This is a genomic window from Paenibacillus sp. N22P23, assembly GCF_059383735.1.
This window is the reverse complement of sequence record NZ_JBXENT010000002.1, coordinates 739,618-756,732: the sequence shown is the minus strand read 5'-3', so window position 1 is coordinate 756,732 and position 17,115 is coordinate 739,618. Positions and strand designations below refer to the sequence as shown.

Here is a 17,115-nt window from a genome sequence, read left to right as displayed (position 1 = left end):
CCGACCCTATGAAGGCCTGGAAACCGGAATCCCGAACAAGGATCTTCCTCGCAGCAGCGCTACTTCTAGTAGCGCTGCTGTCCCTTATCTCCCTCCGAAATGATCTGTTTACCTCGCATGCAGTAAGCTTCAAGGAAACCGGCAGCCTGCTTGTGCTTGCCAATGACAGCTATGAAATCGGTTTTCAACGGGACGCCGGCGCAATCGCCTATATCAAAGACAAGAGTACAGGCAGCAAGGTGATGCAAGGCAACCGCAAAGGAGCGCTGTGGTGGGCTTTTCTGAAAGACGATTCTTCAATAAACAGTTTGAGTGCAGCGAAATTTGACTATGAGTGGAAGAGCGGACGTGCCGAGCTGCTGCTTCATTATGACGGCAAGCTTGCAGTGGATGTGACCGCGAGCTTCGATAAGAGCAATCGCATTCAGCTTCGAGCTGAGGTGCAGAATGGTACGCATCAAACGCTGCAGTCGTTTCGTTTTCCGTATGAGCTGAAATTCGCGGCGGATTCAGTGGTTGACGGACTGCTTCCGATGCTGCCGGGCGTGAAGCTGAAGCCTTCTTTCTTTACCGATAACAATGCTTATGAAGGGCAATATCCCGGTGTTATGTTTGCTTCCTATACGGCGCTGCGCACAACGGGCGGTAATGTCGCACTCTATGATTTAGTCGAAGGTGATAAGCCCGTCGTGACGACAGAGCTTGGGTTCAAGAATCAAACGGATGATGCCGGCAAGAGCGCCTTCGTGCATCAATATACTGTTTGGACGGGACCGGGAGCGAGCTGGCGGAGTCCAACTGTGGTGCTTGAAATCGGAGGCGATTATCCTGACTCCATTGCGAGCTATCGCACGCTTAACGGAATTGACGGGTATCAATCGTTGGATGATAAACTCGGCAATGCGAAAGCGCACACCGCAGAGCTTCCTTTAATGAAGCTGGATATTGCAGCATTGGGCAAAGAGAACTGGCGTACGCTGACGAACAGCTATGTGGATGCTTTGCCGTACAACGGCATGCTTCATCTGGTGGGCTTCCAGAGCGGCGGTCATGATGAGAACTATCCGGATTTCCTTCCTGCTGATCCGAAGTGGGGCGGAGAGGATGCTCTTCATTCTTTCATCGCAGATGCGAAGGCGAAGGGCAATCAGGTTGTGCCGTATACGAATTTTTCCTGGTGGGGCGTACATTCTCCGACGCTGGCGGCACTGCCGGATGGTGTGACGCTGGAGAATATCGTTGTGGAGCAGCAGAATGGCACCGCGCTAAAAGAAGACTACGGCGAGCACAGCGGCTATGTGATGAACATCAGCGATCCCTTCGTAACACAGCGCATTGCGGAGGAACATCAGAAGCTGCTGGATGCAGGGGTGGATGGCATTTTCGAGGATCAGTGGGGGATTCGCAACGCTCCGTTCGTAGCAGGCGAACTGCACCTTGAGGATACGGATGCTTGGTCGGCTTACTTCGAAGGGGTTCGACAATATTTTGCTTCCACCAAGCATCGTATGTATACGGAAGACGGCATTGACGTGCTCGCAGCTAACAGCATTGGATTCATGGGCACGAATTACCTGTGGGATTTGCTTGGCTACAGGAAGAATACCGCTTCCTACACCGATTATTACCCGCTTGCCAGTATGCTGCTGCGCGATAAGGTGCTGCTCTATCAGCATGACCTTGCTGCAGAGACGATGACGGATAACAAGGATATGCTCCGCTGGAATGCGGCAATGGGGTACAACTTAAGCGGCGACTTATATACCGGCACGACGAATCCATGGATCACTCTGACCGGTGTATTCCAGAAGTATGTGCTTGCTGATTATGTCGATGCTCTCGTTCAGCGATATGATGCGATCGATGCGACCACGACGAGGACGGATTTCGGGACTCATATCGTCACGGCGAACTGGGATACCGAGAAGCCTTATGCGATGGATGAACAGACGACACTCACAGCGGGCGGTTTCGATATTGCTTCGGTGTCCGGAGAAGTACGGGCAGGAAGCTATGCAAGATACAACGGTTACGAGCTTGATCCGGGCGAGCATTATTTGGCAGAGATTCGTGAAGAGAAGGAAATTCGCGTCTATCAGCCGATCGGTTCCGATACAACATTGCGGATTAAGCGGGTGAATGGCTGGACCCATGCCCATGCCTCAGCTTATGAGGCAGACGGTAAGAAGATCGCCGATTTGCCTGTTGCTGAAGCAGGCGAGTGGCTGATGATAGATTTTATTGCCGACATGGGCGGCAAGAAAACAGCCTATGTATCGCTCACCCCTTCGGACGAGGTGAGTCCGGTAACGGATTCGCCGTTCAAGAAGGTGAGGGTGCTTGAAAACCTTGCTCAGGGGCAAGAGCTTCAATCGAGCACAAACACGAATACGGAGCTGACGGCGAAGCTGGCAGGAGACGGCGATCCTTTCACCTATTGGGAGAGTGTCTCGAACAAGTTCCCGCAGTCGCTGATCGTTGATCTCGGTGACAAGAAGCAGATCAAGCGAATCGTACTGAAGCTGCCGCCGCTTGATGCGTGGGCAACACGTGATCAGACCCTTGCGGTGCAAGGAAGTGAAGACGGTGAGCGCTATACTGAAATCAAGGCGCTAAGCACGTATACCTTTGATCCCTCGAAGGCGAATACGGTTGAAATTGCGATGGATTCAACGAGCGCTCGTTATGTCAAGCTCATCGTAGAGGGTAACACCGGCTGGCCGGCGGCTCAAATTTCTGAATTTGAAGTATATGGACCGTGAAATCGTCAGATATCGTCACAAAAACGCATGCTTTTACAGATGCGTTTCTTCTTTTTCCTGTTATAATAAGAGATAAGACGGATGACGGGTGGCAAAGGAGAATTGCCGTGAATGAAGCGCAATTAGTGATGTTATCGAGACAAGGCGATGAAACGGCCTTTAACAAATTGGTCGAGCTCTACAAGGATAAACTTTCCCGTATGGCACATCGAATACTTCGCAGCAAGACAGATACCGAGGATGTCGTTCAGGAAACGTTTCTGAAGGTGTATTTGAACCTGAACCGCTTTGATGAGAATAAACGATTCTCGACGTGGATTTTCCATATCGGGAAGAACATTTGCCTGGATCTTCTTCGCCGCCGCAAAACCCCTCCGCTGCCGCTGGACCAACCTGTCTTAGCCCAGTCCGATCAAGCGCTCTCTCTACATGATGTCATTCCGCATGCATCACTCTCTCCGGAAGGGGAAGTGATCGAGCGCGAGCTTTCGATGAAGATGGCGGAGCTCATCGATAAACTGCCTGATAAATATAGAAGCGTTGTCTATCAGCGTTATGTGCTCGAGATGTCGATGGAGGATATCAGCCGAGCGAACAATATCCCGGTGAATACCGTGAAGTCGCGCATCCACCGCGGGAAAGACTTTATGAAGAAACGCTGGGGCAAGACGCTTCTCATCTATTCTCTGCTGTTGTTTAGCTTCTTCTAAACGATAAAGCGTGTTTGAATGGAACGGCTCATTCACACGCTTTTTTTGCGGCTTCTTGCCGATTGTGGGTGTGATCCTATGCAGCGTGTATAGGCGAATTCCAGTACTGGGATACTATGGTTGGAATCGATTTGGATTACGTAATATTTACATAATCGTTCGCCTTATTTATGGATAGCCAATTCTGGTACATAGAGGTATAATATCCATACAGATTGCGCGAAAATTGTCGATTTTTGATACATCATAGAATTTATAAGGAGTAGCTATAAATTTCTATCATGTCTAAGGGAAGAAACTAACTTCGCAATGTAAGGGCGGCGATAGCCGTTTCTTCTTGAGCAATTTAGAGAGATTACACATAAGACTAGGAGAGAAACAGATGAAAAAAGGGATTCTGCTTGCTGTAGTACTTATTTTAATGTCTTCATTGTTTGTCGCATGTGGTAAGAAAGACAATAACACGGCCGATAACTCGACCAACGCGGGCAATTCGAGCAATGCAAGTGAACAAGCTCCTACTAAGAAAGTCGCACTTGTTCTGCCAGAGAAAATCGGCGTTAACGCCTTCTTCGTACAAATGGACGAGGGCTTTAAGAAAGCAGGCAAAGAGTTTAACGTTGAAGTAAAAACGATCGAATCGACTGACCCTGCCGCATTCGAGCAGAACCTTCGTTCGACCGTCGCGGAGAACTACGATATGATCATTACCGCTACTTTCCAAGCGGAAGATGCACTGAAGAAAGTGGCTGCTGAGAATCCGGATAAACCATTCGCGATCATCGACACGGTAGTAGACCTTCCGAACGTACGCAGCGTTGTATTCCGTGAGTACGAAGCATCGTACCTCTTGGGCGCAGCTGCAGGTCTTTCCACGAAAACGAATAAAGTCGGCATGGTAGTTGCGATCGACGCGCCGCTGCTGAAGAAATATACAGAAGGCTTCGCACAAGGCTTGAAATATACAAACCCTAATGCAGAAATGCTCGTGAACTATGTAGGCGGATTTACGGATCCGGCGAAAGCGAAAGAGCTTGCATTGCTTCAATTCTCCAAAGGCGCTGACTTCATTGCAGGCGCATCGGCTGTAGGCGACCTTGGCGTGTTCGAGGCTGCGAAAGAGAAAGGCTTCTACACTTCCGGTCAAGACATCGACAACACTGGCGTTGACCCAGAGCATGTTGTCCTTGCACAGCTGAAAGGTACAGACACAGTTGCATATGAAACGGTTAAATCTTTTGCAGAAGGCAACTTTGCTTACGGAGCAGTTGATTACGGCTTGAAGGAAGACGGCGTTGGTCTTACTTATGTAACAAGAGACAGCCAATCTCCTCTGAATCCGTTTATCGGCCAAGCAACCGTTGATAAAGTAAAAGCAATCAAAGATGATATCGTATCCGGTAAACTGGTTGTTAAGAACCCGCTGACCCCATAATGTTAACCTGCCGGCTGTATGAACATACAGCCGGTTTCTTCCTATTTACACGGTATGAGAGGAGAAGAGCGGCCGAATGTTGCTTAGCATGGAGAATATAACGAAGGCTTACGGACCTGTAAAAGCCAATACCGATATTAATTTTACGCTGAACAAAGGTGAAATTCATGCACTCGTCGGCGAGAATGGCGCTGGCAAAACAACGCTCATGCGCATTCTGTACGGCATGGAGAAGCCGACTAGCGGCTCCATTCAGATTAACGGCGCCCTGCAGTCTTTCTCCACACCTTCGGATGCCATTCGCAGCGGAATTGGCATGGTGCATCAGCATTTCATGCTGTTTCCCTCCTTCACGGTAGCCGAGAACATCGTCATCGGCCGAGAGCCGAGCTCTGGTATCGGATTTAATCGCAAGGCTGCAATTGCAGAAGTTGAAGAGCTGTCGCGTTTGTATGGCATGCCGGTTGACCCGCGCAAGAAAACGTCGGCTTGTTCGCTTGGCGTCCAGCAGCGCGTTGAAATCTTGAAAGTGCTTCATCAAGGTGCGGACATTATTATTCTGGATGAACCGACTGGCGTACTGACGCCGCTTGAAGTGAAGGAACTGCTTATTTCGATTAAACGGCTTGCTGCGCAAGGGAAAAGCTTCATTATCATCAGCCATAAGCTGCAAGAAATTATGGACGTTGCAGACCGGATTACGGTGCTTCGCGATGGCCGTGTGACCGGCGTGGTGGATGCTAAGCATACCAGTGTTGAGGAGATCTCAAGGCTGATGGTCGGCCGCGATTTAGTAGAGATGACCCGAACAGAGCCTGATCTAGGTGCGGCTGTGCTTGAAGTAAAGTCGCTGACGGTGAATGGCGATAAAGGGAAGCCGCTTGTGAACGATGTCAATCTATCGGTCAGAGCCGGTGAAATCGTCGGCATTGCAGGTATTTCCGGTAATGGCCAATCGGAGTTGATCGGGGCAATTGCGGGTCTCGTAGATATTGGCAGCGGACAAGTGATGCTCGCAGGCAAAGAGATTACGGGAGCGCCGGTTCGGAAGATTCGGGAGCTTGGACTTGCCCATATTCCGGAGGACCGTTATCAATGGGGAGCGGCTAAGGATGCTACCGTTGTAGAGAATGGCGTGATGGGACATGCTCGCAGAGAGCAGCGTTACGGCTTGCTGCGTGGACGGAGTATTCGTTCCATGGTAGAAGGCTGGATTAAACAATTTGAAATCAAGACCGGCTCGCCGGATACGAAAGCACAGTTTCTCTCGGGTGGAAACCTGCAGAAGCTGATCGTAGCCAGAGAGCTGGCGCAAGGAACACCGTTTCTAATTGCCGCAGAACCAACGCGCGGCGTGGATGTGGGGGCTATGGAGATCATCCATGGCGAGCTCATCAAGAAACGGAAAGAGAAAGGCGCTATTCTGCTCGTTTCGTCGGAGCTGACGGAGATTCTGAAGCTGTCTGACCGCATCCTGGTCATGAATGAAGGCCGGATCGTCGGCGAACTGCGTGCAGAGGAAGCGACAGAAGAACGGATTAGTTTATTGATGGCAGGAGGTAAGCAGGCTTGAAAAGTAAACTCACCCAATTTGCAGGCTCGCTCTTCCAGCCCGTTATTGCTGTCATACTTGGCTTGCTGATTGGTGCAATTGCCATTACACTTGTTGGCGGATCCATTATGGAGACCTACTCCGAGATGTGGAAGGGCGCATTCGGCAGCTTCTACTTTGTCACGAATACGCTGTCACGCGCAACGCCGATAATCTTGGTCGGACTTGGCGCGACGCTTGCCTTCAGAGCCGGATTCTTTAACCTCGGAGCAGAAGGACAAATGATTCTTGGCGGGTTGAGTGCGGCATTGATCGCCCTTTACGTTCCAGGTCCCGGTTGGTACAGGCTCATACTTGCGCTGGTTGCCGGCATCCTGGCAGGAGGAGTTTGGTCTGCTTTCGCCGGTTGGATGGACGCGAAATTCCGCATGAACTTGCTTATTACGACGCTGCTGCTCAATTACATTGCTTCCTTGTTTGCCGGTTATTTGGTTGCTTATCCGCTTAAGGATACGTCCGGTTCGGCGGCGATGTCGCAAACGAAAATGATCGATCAGAGCGTCTGGCTTCCTAAATTGTTTCAAGGTATGAGTCTTCATGCCGGATTTATTATTGCGATTCTAGGCGCAGTGCTGTTATATCTGTACATGAAATATACGGTGAGCGGTTATGAAACCCGCATGCTCGGCAACAACCCGCTGTTCGCTGCTTATGGCGGTGTGCAGCGCGGCAAATTGATGCTCTACAGCATGATTGCAAGCGGTGGCTTTGCAGGATTAGCAGGTGCAGTAGAAGTACTCGGCACTCAATACCGTTATCTGGATGGCTCATTGTCCACGCCAGGCTACGCATGGTCGGGTATCATGGCAACGCTGCTCGCAAGCTCGCATCCGCTCGGAACAGCATTCGCTGCTTTATTGCTTGCTGCTTTGCAAACCGGCGGTATGGGCGTTGAGCGTAATACGGAGGTGCCGCTTGAGATTGCAAGCGTCATCCAGGCTACGCTGATCCTCTTCGTCTCGGCTAAATTAAGCTACGGCTTCTTAAAACGCAGGAAAGCGAGGGCTCAAGGTGGAACAATTACTTGATGCTTCACTGTTTAACTCCGCCCTACGAATGGTGACACCCATTCTGCTTGCCGCACTCGGCGGCGCGATTTGCTCGCGCGTTGGACTGTTTAATGTAGGCTTGGAAGGGCTTGTGCTGTTCGGCGCTTTCTTCGCAATTGTCGGCAATTATCTAATGGGCAATGTGTGGCTGGCTGTTGCGTTTGCTGTCGTTTGCGTCATGCTGTTCTCGATGATATTTGCTTATCTAAGCATCCAGCTTAGGGCGAATGTCATTATTGTCGGGATATCGCTTAACTTCTTGGCTCTGGGCTTAACCTCGTTCAGTCTGCGAGCGATCTTCAATGTTAAAGGCGCTTACTACGATAAGAACATGCAAGGTTTGCCGGCATGGGATATTCCGTTGATCAAAGATATTCCGTGGCTAGGTGACGTTCTATCCGGGCATTCACCGCTCGTGTATGCTGCTTTCTTACTTGTCTTCGTGTTTCAATATTTCTTGTTCAGAACCGTGTCCGGCTTCCGACTGCTCGCTGTCGGCGAGAATCCGGTTGCCGCGCGCAGCATTGGCATCAAGTCCAAACGCATTCAATATGGAGCAGTGTTGATTTGCGGTGTGTTGTGCGGTTTGGCTGGCGCACAGCTGTCGCTTGGACAAGTGACGATGTTCACGGAAAATATGACCGCAGGCCGAGGGTTTATCGCCCTTGTTGCGACTATGCTTGGTCAATCGAACCCGATTGGCGTTGGCGCATCCAGCTTGTTGTTCGGGTTTATGGATGCGATCAGTATTCGGCTGCAGGGCTTGGCGCTGCCGACTAATTTTACCAATATGCTGCCTTATGTGGTGACGCTTGTGATGATGTTCTTCTTCAAGGATAAGAGCTATCTGCAGGAAGCGCGCAAAGCGAATGAAAGCTCCCGTTAATGAATATGGAATCTCTCGAGGAGGGTAATCAAATTGAACAATAAAGCAGAACGTTTGAAAAAAGCGAAACCGATCACCAGCGTCGAAATTGATGCTTCTCTGGCTCATCGCCTGCCGCCGGGCCAAACGGTAACAGAGCGCTTCCCGATCTTGCATGAAGGGGAAGTGCCGAATTATTCGCTGCCGGACTGGAGGCTTCGCATCTTCGGCGAAGTGGAGAAGGAGATGGAATTCTCGCTTGCTCAACTTCAAGAGATGAAGCAATCCGAAGTACTGTGCGACATCCACTGTGTGACGCGTTGGTCGAAGTTCGATACGACTTGGGACGGTATCTTGTTCAAAGACCTGCTGCCATTGCTCGGCGTGAAGCCGGAAGCACGTTACGTGATGATTCATGCAGACAATGACTATGAGGCGAACCTGCCGATTGAAGATATGATGAATGATAACGTGCTGCTCGCCTTCTTGTTCGATGGCCAACCGCTGACGCCTAAACACGGTTTCCCGCTCCGTCTTGTTGTGCCGCATTTGTATTTCTGGAAGAGCGCGAAGTGGATTACGGGCATCGAATTTATGAAAGAAGACCGTCCGGGCTTCTGGGAGCGTAACGGCTTCCATAATGTAGCGGACCCGTTCCGCGAGGAGCGTTTCTCCGGGGAAGATCTTGGTCTCCCGGAAGATTTGTGGAAAGATGTGGACTACGACTAATGACTCTTATGCCTATATTGCAAATTCATAGCGAGGATGCGGCGGACTACGCGATTGTATGCGGTGATCCGAAGCGCGCCGAGCTGATTTCGAAGAAGCTGAATAATGCGCGCGAGCTAGCATTCAGCCGTGAATATCGAACGTTCGCCGGTGAGATCGGCGGCGTACGCATCTTGGTTACAAGCCATGGCGTAGGATCTGCCGGTGCGGCAGTGTGCTTCGAGGAGTTGATCCGCGCAGGCGTGAAGACGCTGATCCGCGTCGGCACCGCCGGCTCGTATTCGGCTGACCATCCTGCGGGCAGCCTCATCGTCAGTACCGCTGCGGTACGTGCAGAGGGATTGACTCGCCAGCTCGTGCCGGACGGCTTCCCGGCCGTCGGCGACAGCGATGTTGTCGGCGCCCTGTACGCCGCGGCACAGGAGAGCGAAGGCATTGTGAAGAAAGGCATCACCGTTTCACTCGATGCTTTCTTCACCGGCGTTGAAGAGATTCCGCACCGCAAGTATAAACAAGCGGGCGCGCTCGCCGTGGAGATGGAAATCGCGGCGCTGTATGTCGTTGCGACGCTTCGCGGTGCTCGTGCAGGCGCAATCGTCGCTCTCGACGGCTACGCCGACAGCGACCTCGCCGAGGTGTACGATCCACACACGAACGTGGTAGCGGATGCCGTCGATCGCGAGATCCAAGCGGCGCTGCGCGCTGTTGTGATGCTGGCTGCTAAGTAGCAGCTGCCTCCTATAGATGTAATAGAGCCCGGCGTCCAGTGGATGCCGGGCTTTTAAGTTTTTTCGCTCCTGTATATTAATCTCTTAAAATTAGGGTAAACTAGTAAAATAGTTACGACTAACGAGATTCAAAGGATGTGAAGAGCATGCCGGAAATTCACGTTTCCGTTCCGACTCAAACCAGGGTAAGAAATACGAATCGCAGACAATGGCTGTTCGCAGCGATGCTTCTATCGCTGGCTGGCCTTATCATAATTAACGTTCAGATCAAGGAGAGAATCCGGCCATCGATTGACGCGGAGGATGTACCTCCTGTCACTGCACTGCACCCTGTGGTGGTTACCAAGATGACGGAGCTGATCAAGCTTACATCCAAAGCAGGAATCACGATTCTAATCACGGACGGCTTTCGCAGCAAGTTGGAGCAGGATGTACTCTATGAGCAGGGGAGAAGCAGCAGCGGACAGATCGTCACGCAAGTTAAGGGAGGCGACTCCTTTCACAATTACGGATTAGCCATCGATTTTGCGCTTCGCACCCCGAAGGGGAAAGCGATTTGGGATTTGGACTATGACGGTAATAAGAACGGAAAGTCGGATTGGATGGAGGTCGTTTTCTTCGCCAAGAAACTTGGCTTTACATGGGGCGGAGATTGGAAAAGCTTTAAGGATTACCCTCATCTGCAGATGGATTTCGGCTATTCGATCCGCGAGTTGAAGAGGGGCGATTGGCCTGATGAGACTTTGAAAAAAACGTAAAAATGTACCGTGGTTTCTTGTGAGGTATTTCCTGGGCAATAGGACACTCTTCACAAAATAAGTTGTTGTCATTTACCACCCAATTGACTACAATGGAAACAACTTGAAGGAATGGTGGGATTAGTGCGTTGTTGATGAATAGGTTCCAGACAACAGTTCTCGTTTAGTAACGAACTGAATAGCGCATGAACATGATGCAGCGGACTTACTCTAGAGTGAGGATTCTTTGCTTTGTCGATGTTCATGCTTGTCTGATATGAACGCTATTGATCATCATCGCTCTATAAAGGATTTCCACAGGCTAGTCTCACTTGTGTGTGATTAGTTGTGGTTGTCGTTTACAAGAAGCCGTGAATGAACGATGTTCATTCACGGCTTTTTGCTGTCTCCAATTTGCTCCTGAGGATGATTTCATCAGATAGAGGGAGGGTTCCAGCTATGATAAAGTGGTCCGATGAAACAACGCGATATGCACTGTCTGAACAGTATGATGTGGAGCAGGCCGACTCTGCCGACTGGGGCATTTATTATTCCATTTACTATAGTATGGAATATAATGGATTCTTTAAAGATCAAGGGTTAACGATGAATCATTGGCGTCGAAAGTTTTGGATCTATCAGGGGGAGAATCGAATAGGCGGAGTAGTTCTCGCGCCGAACATCATCTTTGGCTTGTTTTTCATTCCGCCATTTCATCAAGAACCACAAGTCATGCGGTTACTCAAACAAGCGCTTCTGTCTTGGTCAGACCCAGCAAAGGCGATAACGGCCTACGAGATCTTACCGAATCAGATTGATCTCTTCGCTAAGGCTGGCTTCTGGCCCGGTGAATTTAGATGCCGGTGGATGCAGCGGCCAACGGAACTACTACCTACTGATTGGGACGAAACGCTGGAGATAACCTCGCCTGAATTAAGCACCGCTTCCGAACAGATCCGACTAAGAGACGCAGAAGCAATCCATGAACTCTCTTATAGAATCTACAGCGTTACACTTGATGGGGTGCGCAGAAAACAGACATTACGCAAAGATTATGATTCTTGGATGGCGCATTATCCCGGACAAACGAATGAACAATTGCGCGAGGCATCGAGCCTTGTCTATGATCGTGCAACATCGCAGCTAGTTGGCATTTGCCTGATTTCTTCCCAAGATGAGATACCGGCTGTCTATAACATCGCAGTTGCCTCATCGCATCAGGGCAGAGGTATTGCAACAAAGATGCTTCGGCGGGCACTTAATGTGTTAAAGCAGCACAATTATCCGATTCTTCGCCTCTATGTGATGCAGGGGAACAATGCGGAGTCTGTTTATCATAAGCTTGGTTTCATGGCAGGGCCACTTGAAGTTCAAACCTGTCACATACCTGCTCTTCACGGAACGACCAAAGAATCAGAAACATAACATAGGAGGCTATACCATGCTTAATGTATTCGACGTAGCACAAACGCTGGTCAATCATATACGAGAGCGTTACTCAGAGGATGTTGCTCTTGTTGCCTATTACGGATCGTATGCTCAAGGGACGGCAACGGCTCGTTCGGACTTGGATTTCTTCTTCATCCCTGCATCTGGCAGAGGCTACGGTGCCAGCATTCAGTTTGTACTAAATGACATCAGCTTTGACTTCTGGCCAATCAGCTGGGAGCGCGCGGAGCGAATGGCGAAATTCGAGGAGCCGAACACGACGATCATCGCAGACAGCGAAATCTTGTATGTACGTTCCGAGGAAGATCGAGCGCGATTTCTCAAGCTGCGCGAGACCATCTCCGAGCTCCCCCAGCAGACACAACTGTTCGTCGAGAAGGCAGAGTCTCAACTGCGTGAAGTCTACGTGCATCTCTACAAAATGAGCCGGCTTAGCGAGGACGACATTTCAGTTTGCCAGATTGAAGCCCACGATGTATTGAATAAGCTGGTGTATGCGCTGGCACTGCTCAATCGAACGTATATGACTAGGGGCTGGGGAAAGAATCGCGAGCAGCTGCTGCAATTCCCGCTGCGACCGGTTCGATTGGAAGAGCAGATCGAAACGATATTGCACGCAAACACATGCAGCGAAATCCGGGGAACCTGCGAGCAGCTTACAGCGGATACAGTTGCACTATTGACGCAAGAGAGAGCTACCTTAGTAAGCGCCCCTTCATATCCGGATCGTGCGATAGGATTCTATGAAGAGATCAAAGGCATCTTCGACAAAATCCGAACGGCGTGCGAGAAGAATGAGTACTCCACGGTCTCTTATTGGTCCATACGCGTGCAGGATGAAGTCGCTCGTTTTCTCTACTTTTTTGAGAAAGGGATCTGGCCCGGTTCACTGGAAGTGGGCTTAGCCTATCATTCTTACTATAACGAAGCAGGCTTCCCTAATTTACTAGCTCTTCTTGACCCTCATAATCTACTCCCGCTTCATGACGCCGTCGTGCGTTTGGACCAGCTTCTCGAGCAGCATCTTCAGTCCCAAGGTGTAGCTATTAACCGCTTTAACGGTCTCGAGCAGTTCGCACATTTTCTGAATGAACGCGTTTAAGCAGCATGGGAACGAAACGAGAAGCATGCCACAACCGGCATGCTTTATTGCTTTACAGGAATGCATTGGGAGCATAGAATATAGCTTAAAGTTGTACCGGGGCATATTCTACACTAGAGGGCAGGGGTCAATGTGTACGGAGTCATGATCGTCGAGGATGAGATGTTAGTCAGAATGGGACTGAAAAACGCGATCGACTGGAATCGTTTCGGTATGTGTGTCGTTGCAGATGTGGCTGACGGGGAGTCTGCGCTCGAGATTTACGAGAAAGAGAAACCCGACTTGATCATTACGGATTTGAAAATGCCCGGCATGAGCGGTATGGATCTGATTGCCCGAATCAGAGAGAAAGACAAGACCACGAAAATTGTCATCTTAACCTGCATGGAGGAGTTTGACCTCGTCAGGCAAGCACTCCAATATGGCGTGTCCGATTATATTCTTAAGCTCACCATGACAATTGAACAAATCAATGTGATTCTGAGCAAAATGCAGCAAGAGCTGTCCACGGACGAGAACCGGCAGCCATCCCTTCCCAAAATCAGCGATGCGAATCGTCATGTCATCAAAGAAAAAATTATGAAAGACTATATCCTCTACAACGGCTATTCGGAACGTGAATTCGAAACGTTGGTTGCACAATATGACTTCCACCTGGCATCGGAACGTATGATCATGTGCGTGCTCGAAATGGACCATTTTGCCAAAATCAAAAAGCTGTTTAAAGATACAAACGGCCAATTGGTTAAGCATACGATGCTGAATGTACTGGACGAGATGTTCCTCCATTTCCGTAACGGCGAAGCCTTCTGTGATGACGGCGCCAAGTACATCCTCATCTTCAGCTACAACAAGTCGCACGAAGAGAGCGTCATCCGGGAAGAAGTGCTGCAAATGCTAAAGGAAATTGAAACCCCTTTCAAAACCTATTTCAATGCAACCGTATCCTTTGGCGTAAGCGAAATTCGATCCGGCTATGCTTCCCTGCGGAGCATGTATGACCAAGCCTTAACCGCACTAGAGGACAAATTCTTCGGCGGTACCGGCATCTATGGTCGCTATGTTGATTTTAACAGGCGAACAGTAACGCAAGAGAAAACAGAAGAAATACTGAACATGTCCGAGCGAGTAGCAGGCATGACACCGGCTTTCCTACAAGAATACGGCGACCGTTTCCGCTCCATTATGAGCGAGCCTTCTCACTCCAGAGCAGAGGTTCTGGAGAAGTTTTGTCGCCTCGTCCAGTGGACGGTCAATAGTTTGAAGTTCCAAGAAGAAGGCAGCGAGCAGGTCATTCTGGCGGTCATTCAATCGATTCGGCAAAGTGAGACGTTGGATGAAATTCATCGAAGCTTGTATGATTTCTTGTCGCGCATCGCAGCAGCGAAGAGAAAGAAAAGAGTCGTCAGCAAAGAAGTTAGGCTGGCACTGGACTACATGGAGACCAACTACAGCAGTGATCTGTCTCTCCAGCAAGCTTCTGCCTACGTGAATTTAAGCCCGAGTTACCTGAGCAGCCTGTTTAAGAAAGAGATGAATATTAATTTCGTCGATTACTTAAACGAGATTCGAATTGAGAAAGCGAAAGAATTGCTGCTGGACTCCTACCTCAAATCCTACGAGATTGCTGAAAGCGTCGGCTTTAAGGAAAACACCTATTTCTGCAAAATCTTCAAGAAGGTAACCGGTATGACGACAGGCGAATATCGAAAACAATGGCTTGTGGAGCAGGCGGAGGAACCGGAGGGTGAAATTATCGATTAGTAAGACCAGAAGGGGCTTTTTTCGCAGTATCGGGTTTGAGCTGCTTGTCTACTTCGTTGCGATCTGGATGATTGTCATGCTTCTTGGTTCTTATCTCGTCTACAATTCTTCGATTCATATTCTGCAGAAACGAAGCGAGAAGTACATCTATGAGCAGTTCAAACAATCGGAATACAACATTCAAACGCTGCAAAATGAGGTCGAGAAAATATATCGCATTTTCTTGGTGGATTCGGAGGTTCAGGACTTTCTGAAAGCGGACAATATCGAGTCCACCTACGAATCGATCGAAAGACAGCAAAATGTATTTAAGAAAATCAGTGATTTTACAAACAGCTATAATAACAGCCTCAATTCCATCTACGTCTTCACGAAAAACAGTATTATCGGCAGCAGCAAGACGAGGAGCGTCGTCAACAGCCATGGGAACGAGCACAAGCTCATTACGTCCGGTCTATACGATCAAGCACTGCAAACGTACCCGAATCCGGTGTGGTACGGCGGCATAACGGAGAATTGGTACTACGATATTGTCGAAGATACGAAGGACCCCGGTTATGTCGTCAGCTTCGTGATGGGAGCAAGGGCGCTGCTGGAGTCCAAGCTGTCCTCGGTGGTTGTATTCAATATCGACGAACGGGAGCTGCGCTCGACCTATTCCAAGTTCATCAGCTCGCCTGACGATTATATGTATATCATGGATGCTAGCGGAACGATCATCTCCAGTACGCGGAATAATGAGCTTGGCCAGAAGGCGGTATTTCAACCGGAGGCCGGCGTCGATTTCAAGAGTATCAACATTACGGAAGGGCGGACCAAGAAGATGGTGGTCTATTATCGCATCGAAGAGACAGGCTGGTATGTGATAAGGGAATTCCCGCTGGAACTGCTGCAGAGCGACGTGATTGAACTGCAGCAAGTCGTGATCTTCGTGTTTGTCATCAGCTTGATTCTGATTGTCGTCGTATTCGTATTCTCGATGCGAAGAATCACGAACCCGCTCAGCAGTCTGGCACGCAAGATGAAGGATATGGGCAAAGGGAATTTGGGGATCACGCTGCCGAACATCCCGAAGAATGAGCTTGGCCTTGTTATCATGCGATTCAATGAGATGTCGCTCAACATCCAAGAGCTCGTGACGAAGAATACCGAGGTGGAACGCGAGAAGAAGGAGCTGGAGATTGAAGCGCTGCAAAATCAAATCAATCCTCATTTTCTATATAACACGCTGAACATGATCAAGTGGATGGCGATGATCAACAAAGCGGACAATATCGTCGACAGCGTCGTCGCTTTAGGAAATATTTTGCATCCGCTCTACAGCAGCAACGAACCGATGTGCACCGTCAGAGAAGAAATGAGCTACCTTGAGAATTACATGAAAATTATGAACTGGCGGTTTAATAACAAAATCAGTTATCGGTTCGATATTCCGGAGCATCTGATGGACTATCAAATCATCAAGTTTATTTTGCAGCCGATTATTGAGAATTCCGTTGTGCACGGATTGAGTAAGCAGGTCAGCCGAATTGATATCGTCATTCAGATGGAAGAGGACAAAGACGAGCTGCTTGTCCATGTTTCGGACAATGGAATAGGGATTGCGCAGGACAAGCTGACCGGAATCAAGCTCAGTCTGTATCAGCCGATCTTCAATAGAGAGAAAGAGAAGGTGGCGGGGATTGGGCTGCGCAACGTAAACCGAAGGATCATGCTCAACTTTGGCGAGAAGTACGGGATTAGCATAGACAGCAGCGAGGGATTAGGAACAGAGGTCCTCATCAGACTTCCCAAATCGATGGGATAAATCAACCATACAAACAGCGGTCGAAACATCTCGAACCGCTGTTTTTTTCATGTATAGGGGGAAGTTGCGATTATTCTCGGAATTGTGGAAGTGCGGAATGATCTAACGAATCGTACAGAGCTTATTTGCATGAAAATACCCCCCAAAAAATGCTAACGAATCGTAGGAGCCTTATTTAATGGCTTTTGAGTATTTGGGGGCCGTATATTCCAGAATAAGTCCTCTACGGTTCGTTAGAATCTCGGATTCCCGAAATCCGGGCAAATAAGTCCTCTACGGTTCGTTAGAATATCCAAACATAGGACATGGGGTATCCAGAAGCGCTCTGCGGTAGTTAGATACGGTATACGAACGTTCAGCCCCGTG

Annotated in this window: 13 protein-coding genes; all 13 read left to right on the top strand. The window is 49.4% G+C overall.

Features of this window, described 5'->3' with window-relative positions; all coding sequences use genetic code 11:
• Positions 1-8: 8 nt before the first annotated feature.
• The 13 genes from AC506A_RS13885 to AC506A_RS13825 all read left to right on the top strand — a co-directional run bounded on the left by AC506A_RS13885 (position 9) and on the right by AC506A_RS13825 (position 16,749).
• Positions 9-2,762, top strand: a complete 2,754-nt coding sequence (locus AC506A_RS13885) for a discoidin domain-containing protein (protein ID WP_495461585.1) — start codon at positions 9-11, stop codon at positions 2,760-2,762.
• A gap of 107 nt (positions 2,763-2,869) precedes the next feature.
• On the top strand, positions 2,870-3,472 hold the full coding sequence (locus AC506A_RS13880) for a sigma-70 family RNA polymerase sigma factor (RefSeq protein ID WP_495461584.1): 603 nt from the start codon (positions 2,870-2,872) through the stop codon (positions 3,470-3,472).
• A 382-nt stretch (positions 3,473-3,854) separates the two neighbouring features.
• Entirely contained in the window at positions 3,855-4,907 is a 1,053-nt protein-coding gene (locus AC506A_RS13875; RefSeq protein ID WP_495461583.1) for a BMP family lipoprotein, read from the top strand.
• A gap of 76 nt (positions 4,908-4,983) precedes the next feature.
• Complete coding sequence (locus AC506A_RS13870) at positions 4,984-6,480, top strand: ABC transporter ATP-binding protein (RefSeq protein ID WP_495461582.1); 1,497 nt, start codon at positions 4,984-4,986, stop codon at positions 6,478-6,480.
• Positions 6,477-7,547: an ABC transporter permease gene (locus AC506A_RS13865; RefSeq protein WP_495461581.1), complete on the top strand. Its 1,071-nt coding sequence runs from the start codon at positions 6,477-6,479 to the stop codon at positions 7,545-7,547. Before AC506A_RS13870 ends, AC506A_RS13865 begins: the two co-directional genes overlap by 4 nt.
• Complete coding sequence (locus tag AC506A_RS13860) at positions 7,531-8,454, top strand: ABC transporter permease (RefSeq protein ID WP_495461580.1); 924 nt, start codon at positions 7,531-7,533, stop codon at positions 8,452-8,454. The genes AC506A_RS13865 and AC506A_RS13860 overlap by 17 nt, the downstream gene beginning before the upstream one ends.
• A 33-nt stretch (positions 8,455-8,487) precedes the next feature.
• Positions 8,488-9,162 carry a sulfite oxidase-like oxidoreductase gene (locus AC506A_RS13855; RefSeq protein ID WP_495461579.1) on the top strand — a complete coding sequence of 225 codons (675 nt, stop codon included), beginning with the start codon at positions 8,488-8,490 and terminating at the stop codon, positions 9,160-9,162.
• Positions 9,162-9,890, top strand: a complete 729-nt coding sequence (locus AC506A_RS13850) for a nucleoside phosphorylase (protein WP_495461578.1) — start codon at positions 9,162-9,164, stop codon at positions 9,888-9,890. Before AC506A_RS13855 ends, AC506A_RS13850 begins: the two co-directional genes overlap by 1 nt.
• A 146-nt stretch (positions 9,891-10,036) precedes the next feature.
• Positions 10,037-10,648, top strand: coding sequence for a M15 family metallopeptidase (locus AC506A_RS13845; RefSeq protein ID WP_495461577.1), 612 nt, complete (start codon positions 10,037-10,039; stop codon positions 10,646-10,648).
• A gap of 438 nt (positions 10,649-11,086) precedes the next feature.
• Positions 11,087-12,052, top strand: a complete 966-nt coding sequence (locus AC506A_RS13840) for a GNAT family N-acetyltransferase (protein WP_495461576.1) — start codon at positions 11,087-11,089, stop codon at positions 12,050-12,052.
• A 16-nt stretch (positions 12,053-12,068) separates the two neighbouring features.
• Complete coding sequence (locus AC506A_RS13835) at positions 12,069-13,178, top strand: kanamycin nucleotidyltransferase C-terminal domain-containing protein (protein ID WP_495461575.1); 1,110 nt, start codon at positions 12,069-12,071, stop codon at positions 13,176-13,178.
• A 132-nt stretch (positions 13,179-13,310) separates the two neighbouring features.
• A complete protein-coding gene (locus AC506A_RS13830; protein ID WP_495461574.1) occupies positions 13,311-14,942 on the top strand; it encodes a response regulator in 1,632 nt (543 codons plus the stop codon).
• A complete protein-coding gene (locus AC506A_RS13825) occupies positions 14,926-16,749 on the top strand; it encodes a cache domain-containing sensor histidine kinase (protein ID WP_495461573.1) in 1,824 nt (607 codons plus the stop codon). The genes AC506A_RS13830 and AC506A_RS13825 overlap by 17 nt, the downstream gene beginning before the upstream one ends.
• The last annotated feature ends 366 nt before the right edge of the window (positions 16,750-17,115 follow it).

Coding starts and splice junctions, on each gene's coding strand:
- AC506A_RS13885 (WP_495461585.1), top strand. CDS start 9: ATGAAGGCCTGGAAACCGGAATCCCGAACAAGGATCTTCCTCGCAGCA.
- AC506A_RS13875 (WP_495461583.1), top strand. CDS start 3,855: ATGAAAAAAGGGATTCTGCTTGCTGTAGTACTTATTTTAATGTCTTCA.
- AC506A_RS13870 (WP_495461582.1), top strand. CDS start 4,984: ATGTTGCTTAGCATGGAGAATATAACGAAGGCTTACGGACCTGTAAAA.
- AC506A_RS13850 (WP_495461578.1), top strand. CDS start 9,162: ATGACTCTTATGCCTATATTGCAAATTCATAGCGAGGATGCGGCGGAC.
- AC506A_RS13845 (WP_495461577.1), top strand. CDS start 10,037: ATGCCGGAAATTCACGTTTCCGTTCCGACTCAAACCAGGGTAAGAAAT.
- AC506A_RS13840 (WP_495461576.1), top strand. CDS start 11,087: ATGATAAAGTGGTCCGATGAAACAACGCGATATGCACTGTCTGAACAG.
- AC506A_RS13835 (WP_495461575.1), top strand. CDS start 12,069: ATGCTTAATGTATTCGACGTAGCACAAACGCTGGTCAATCATATACGA.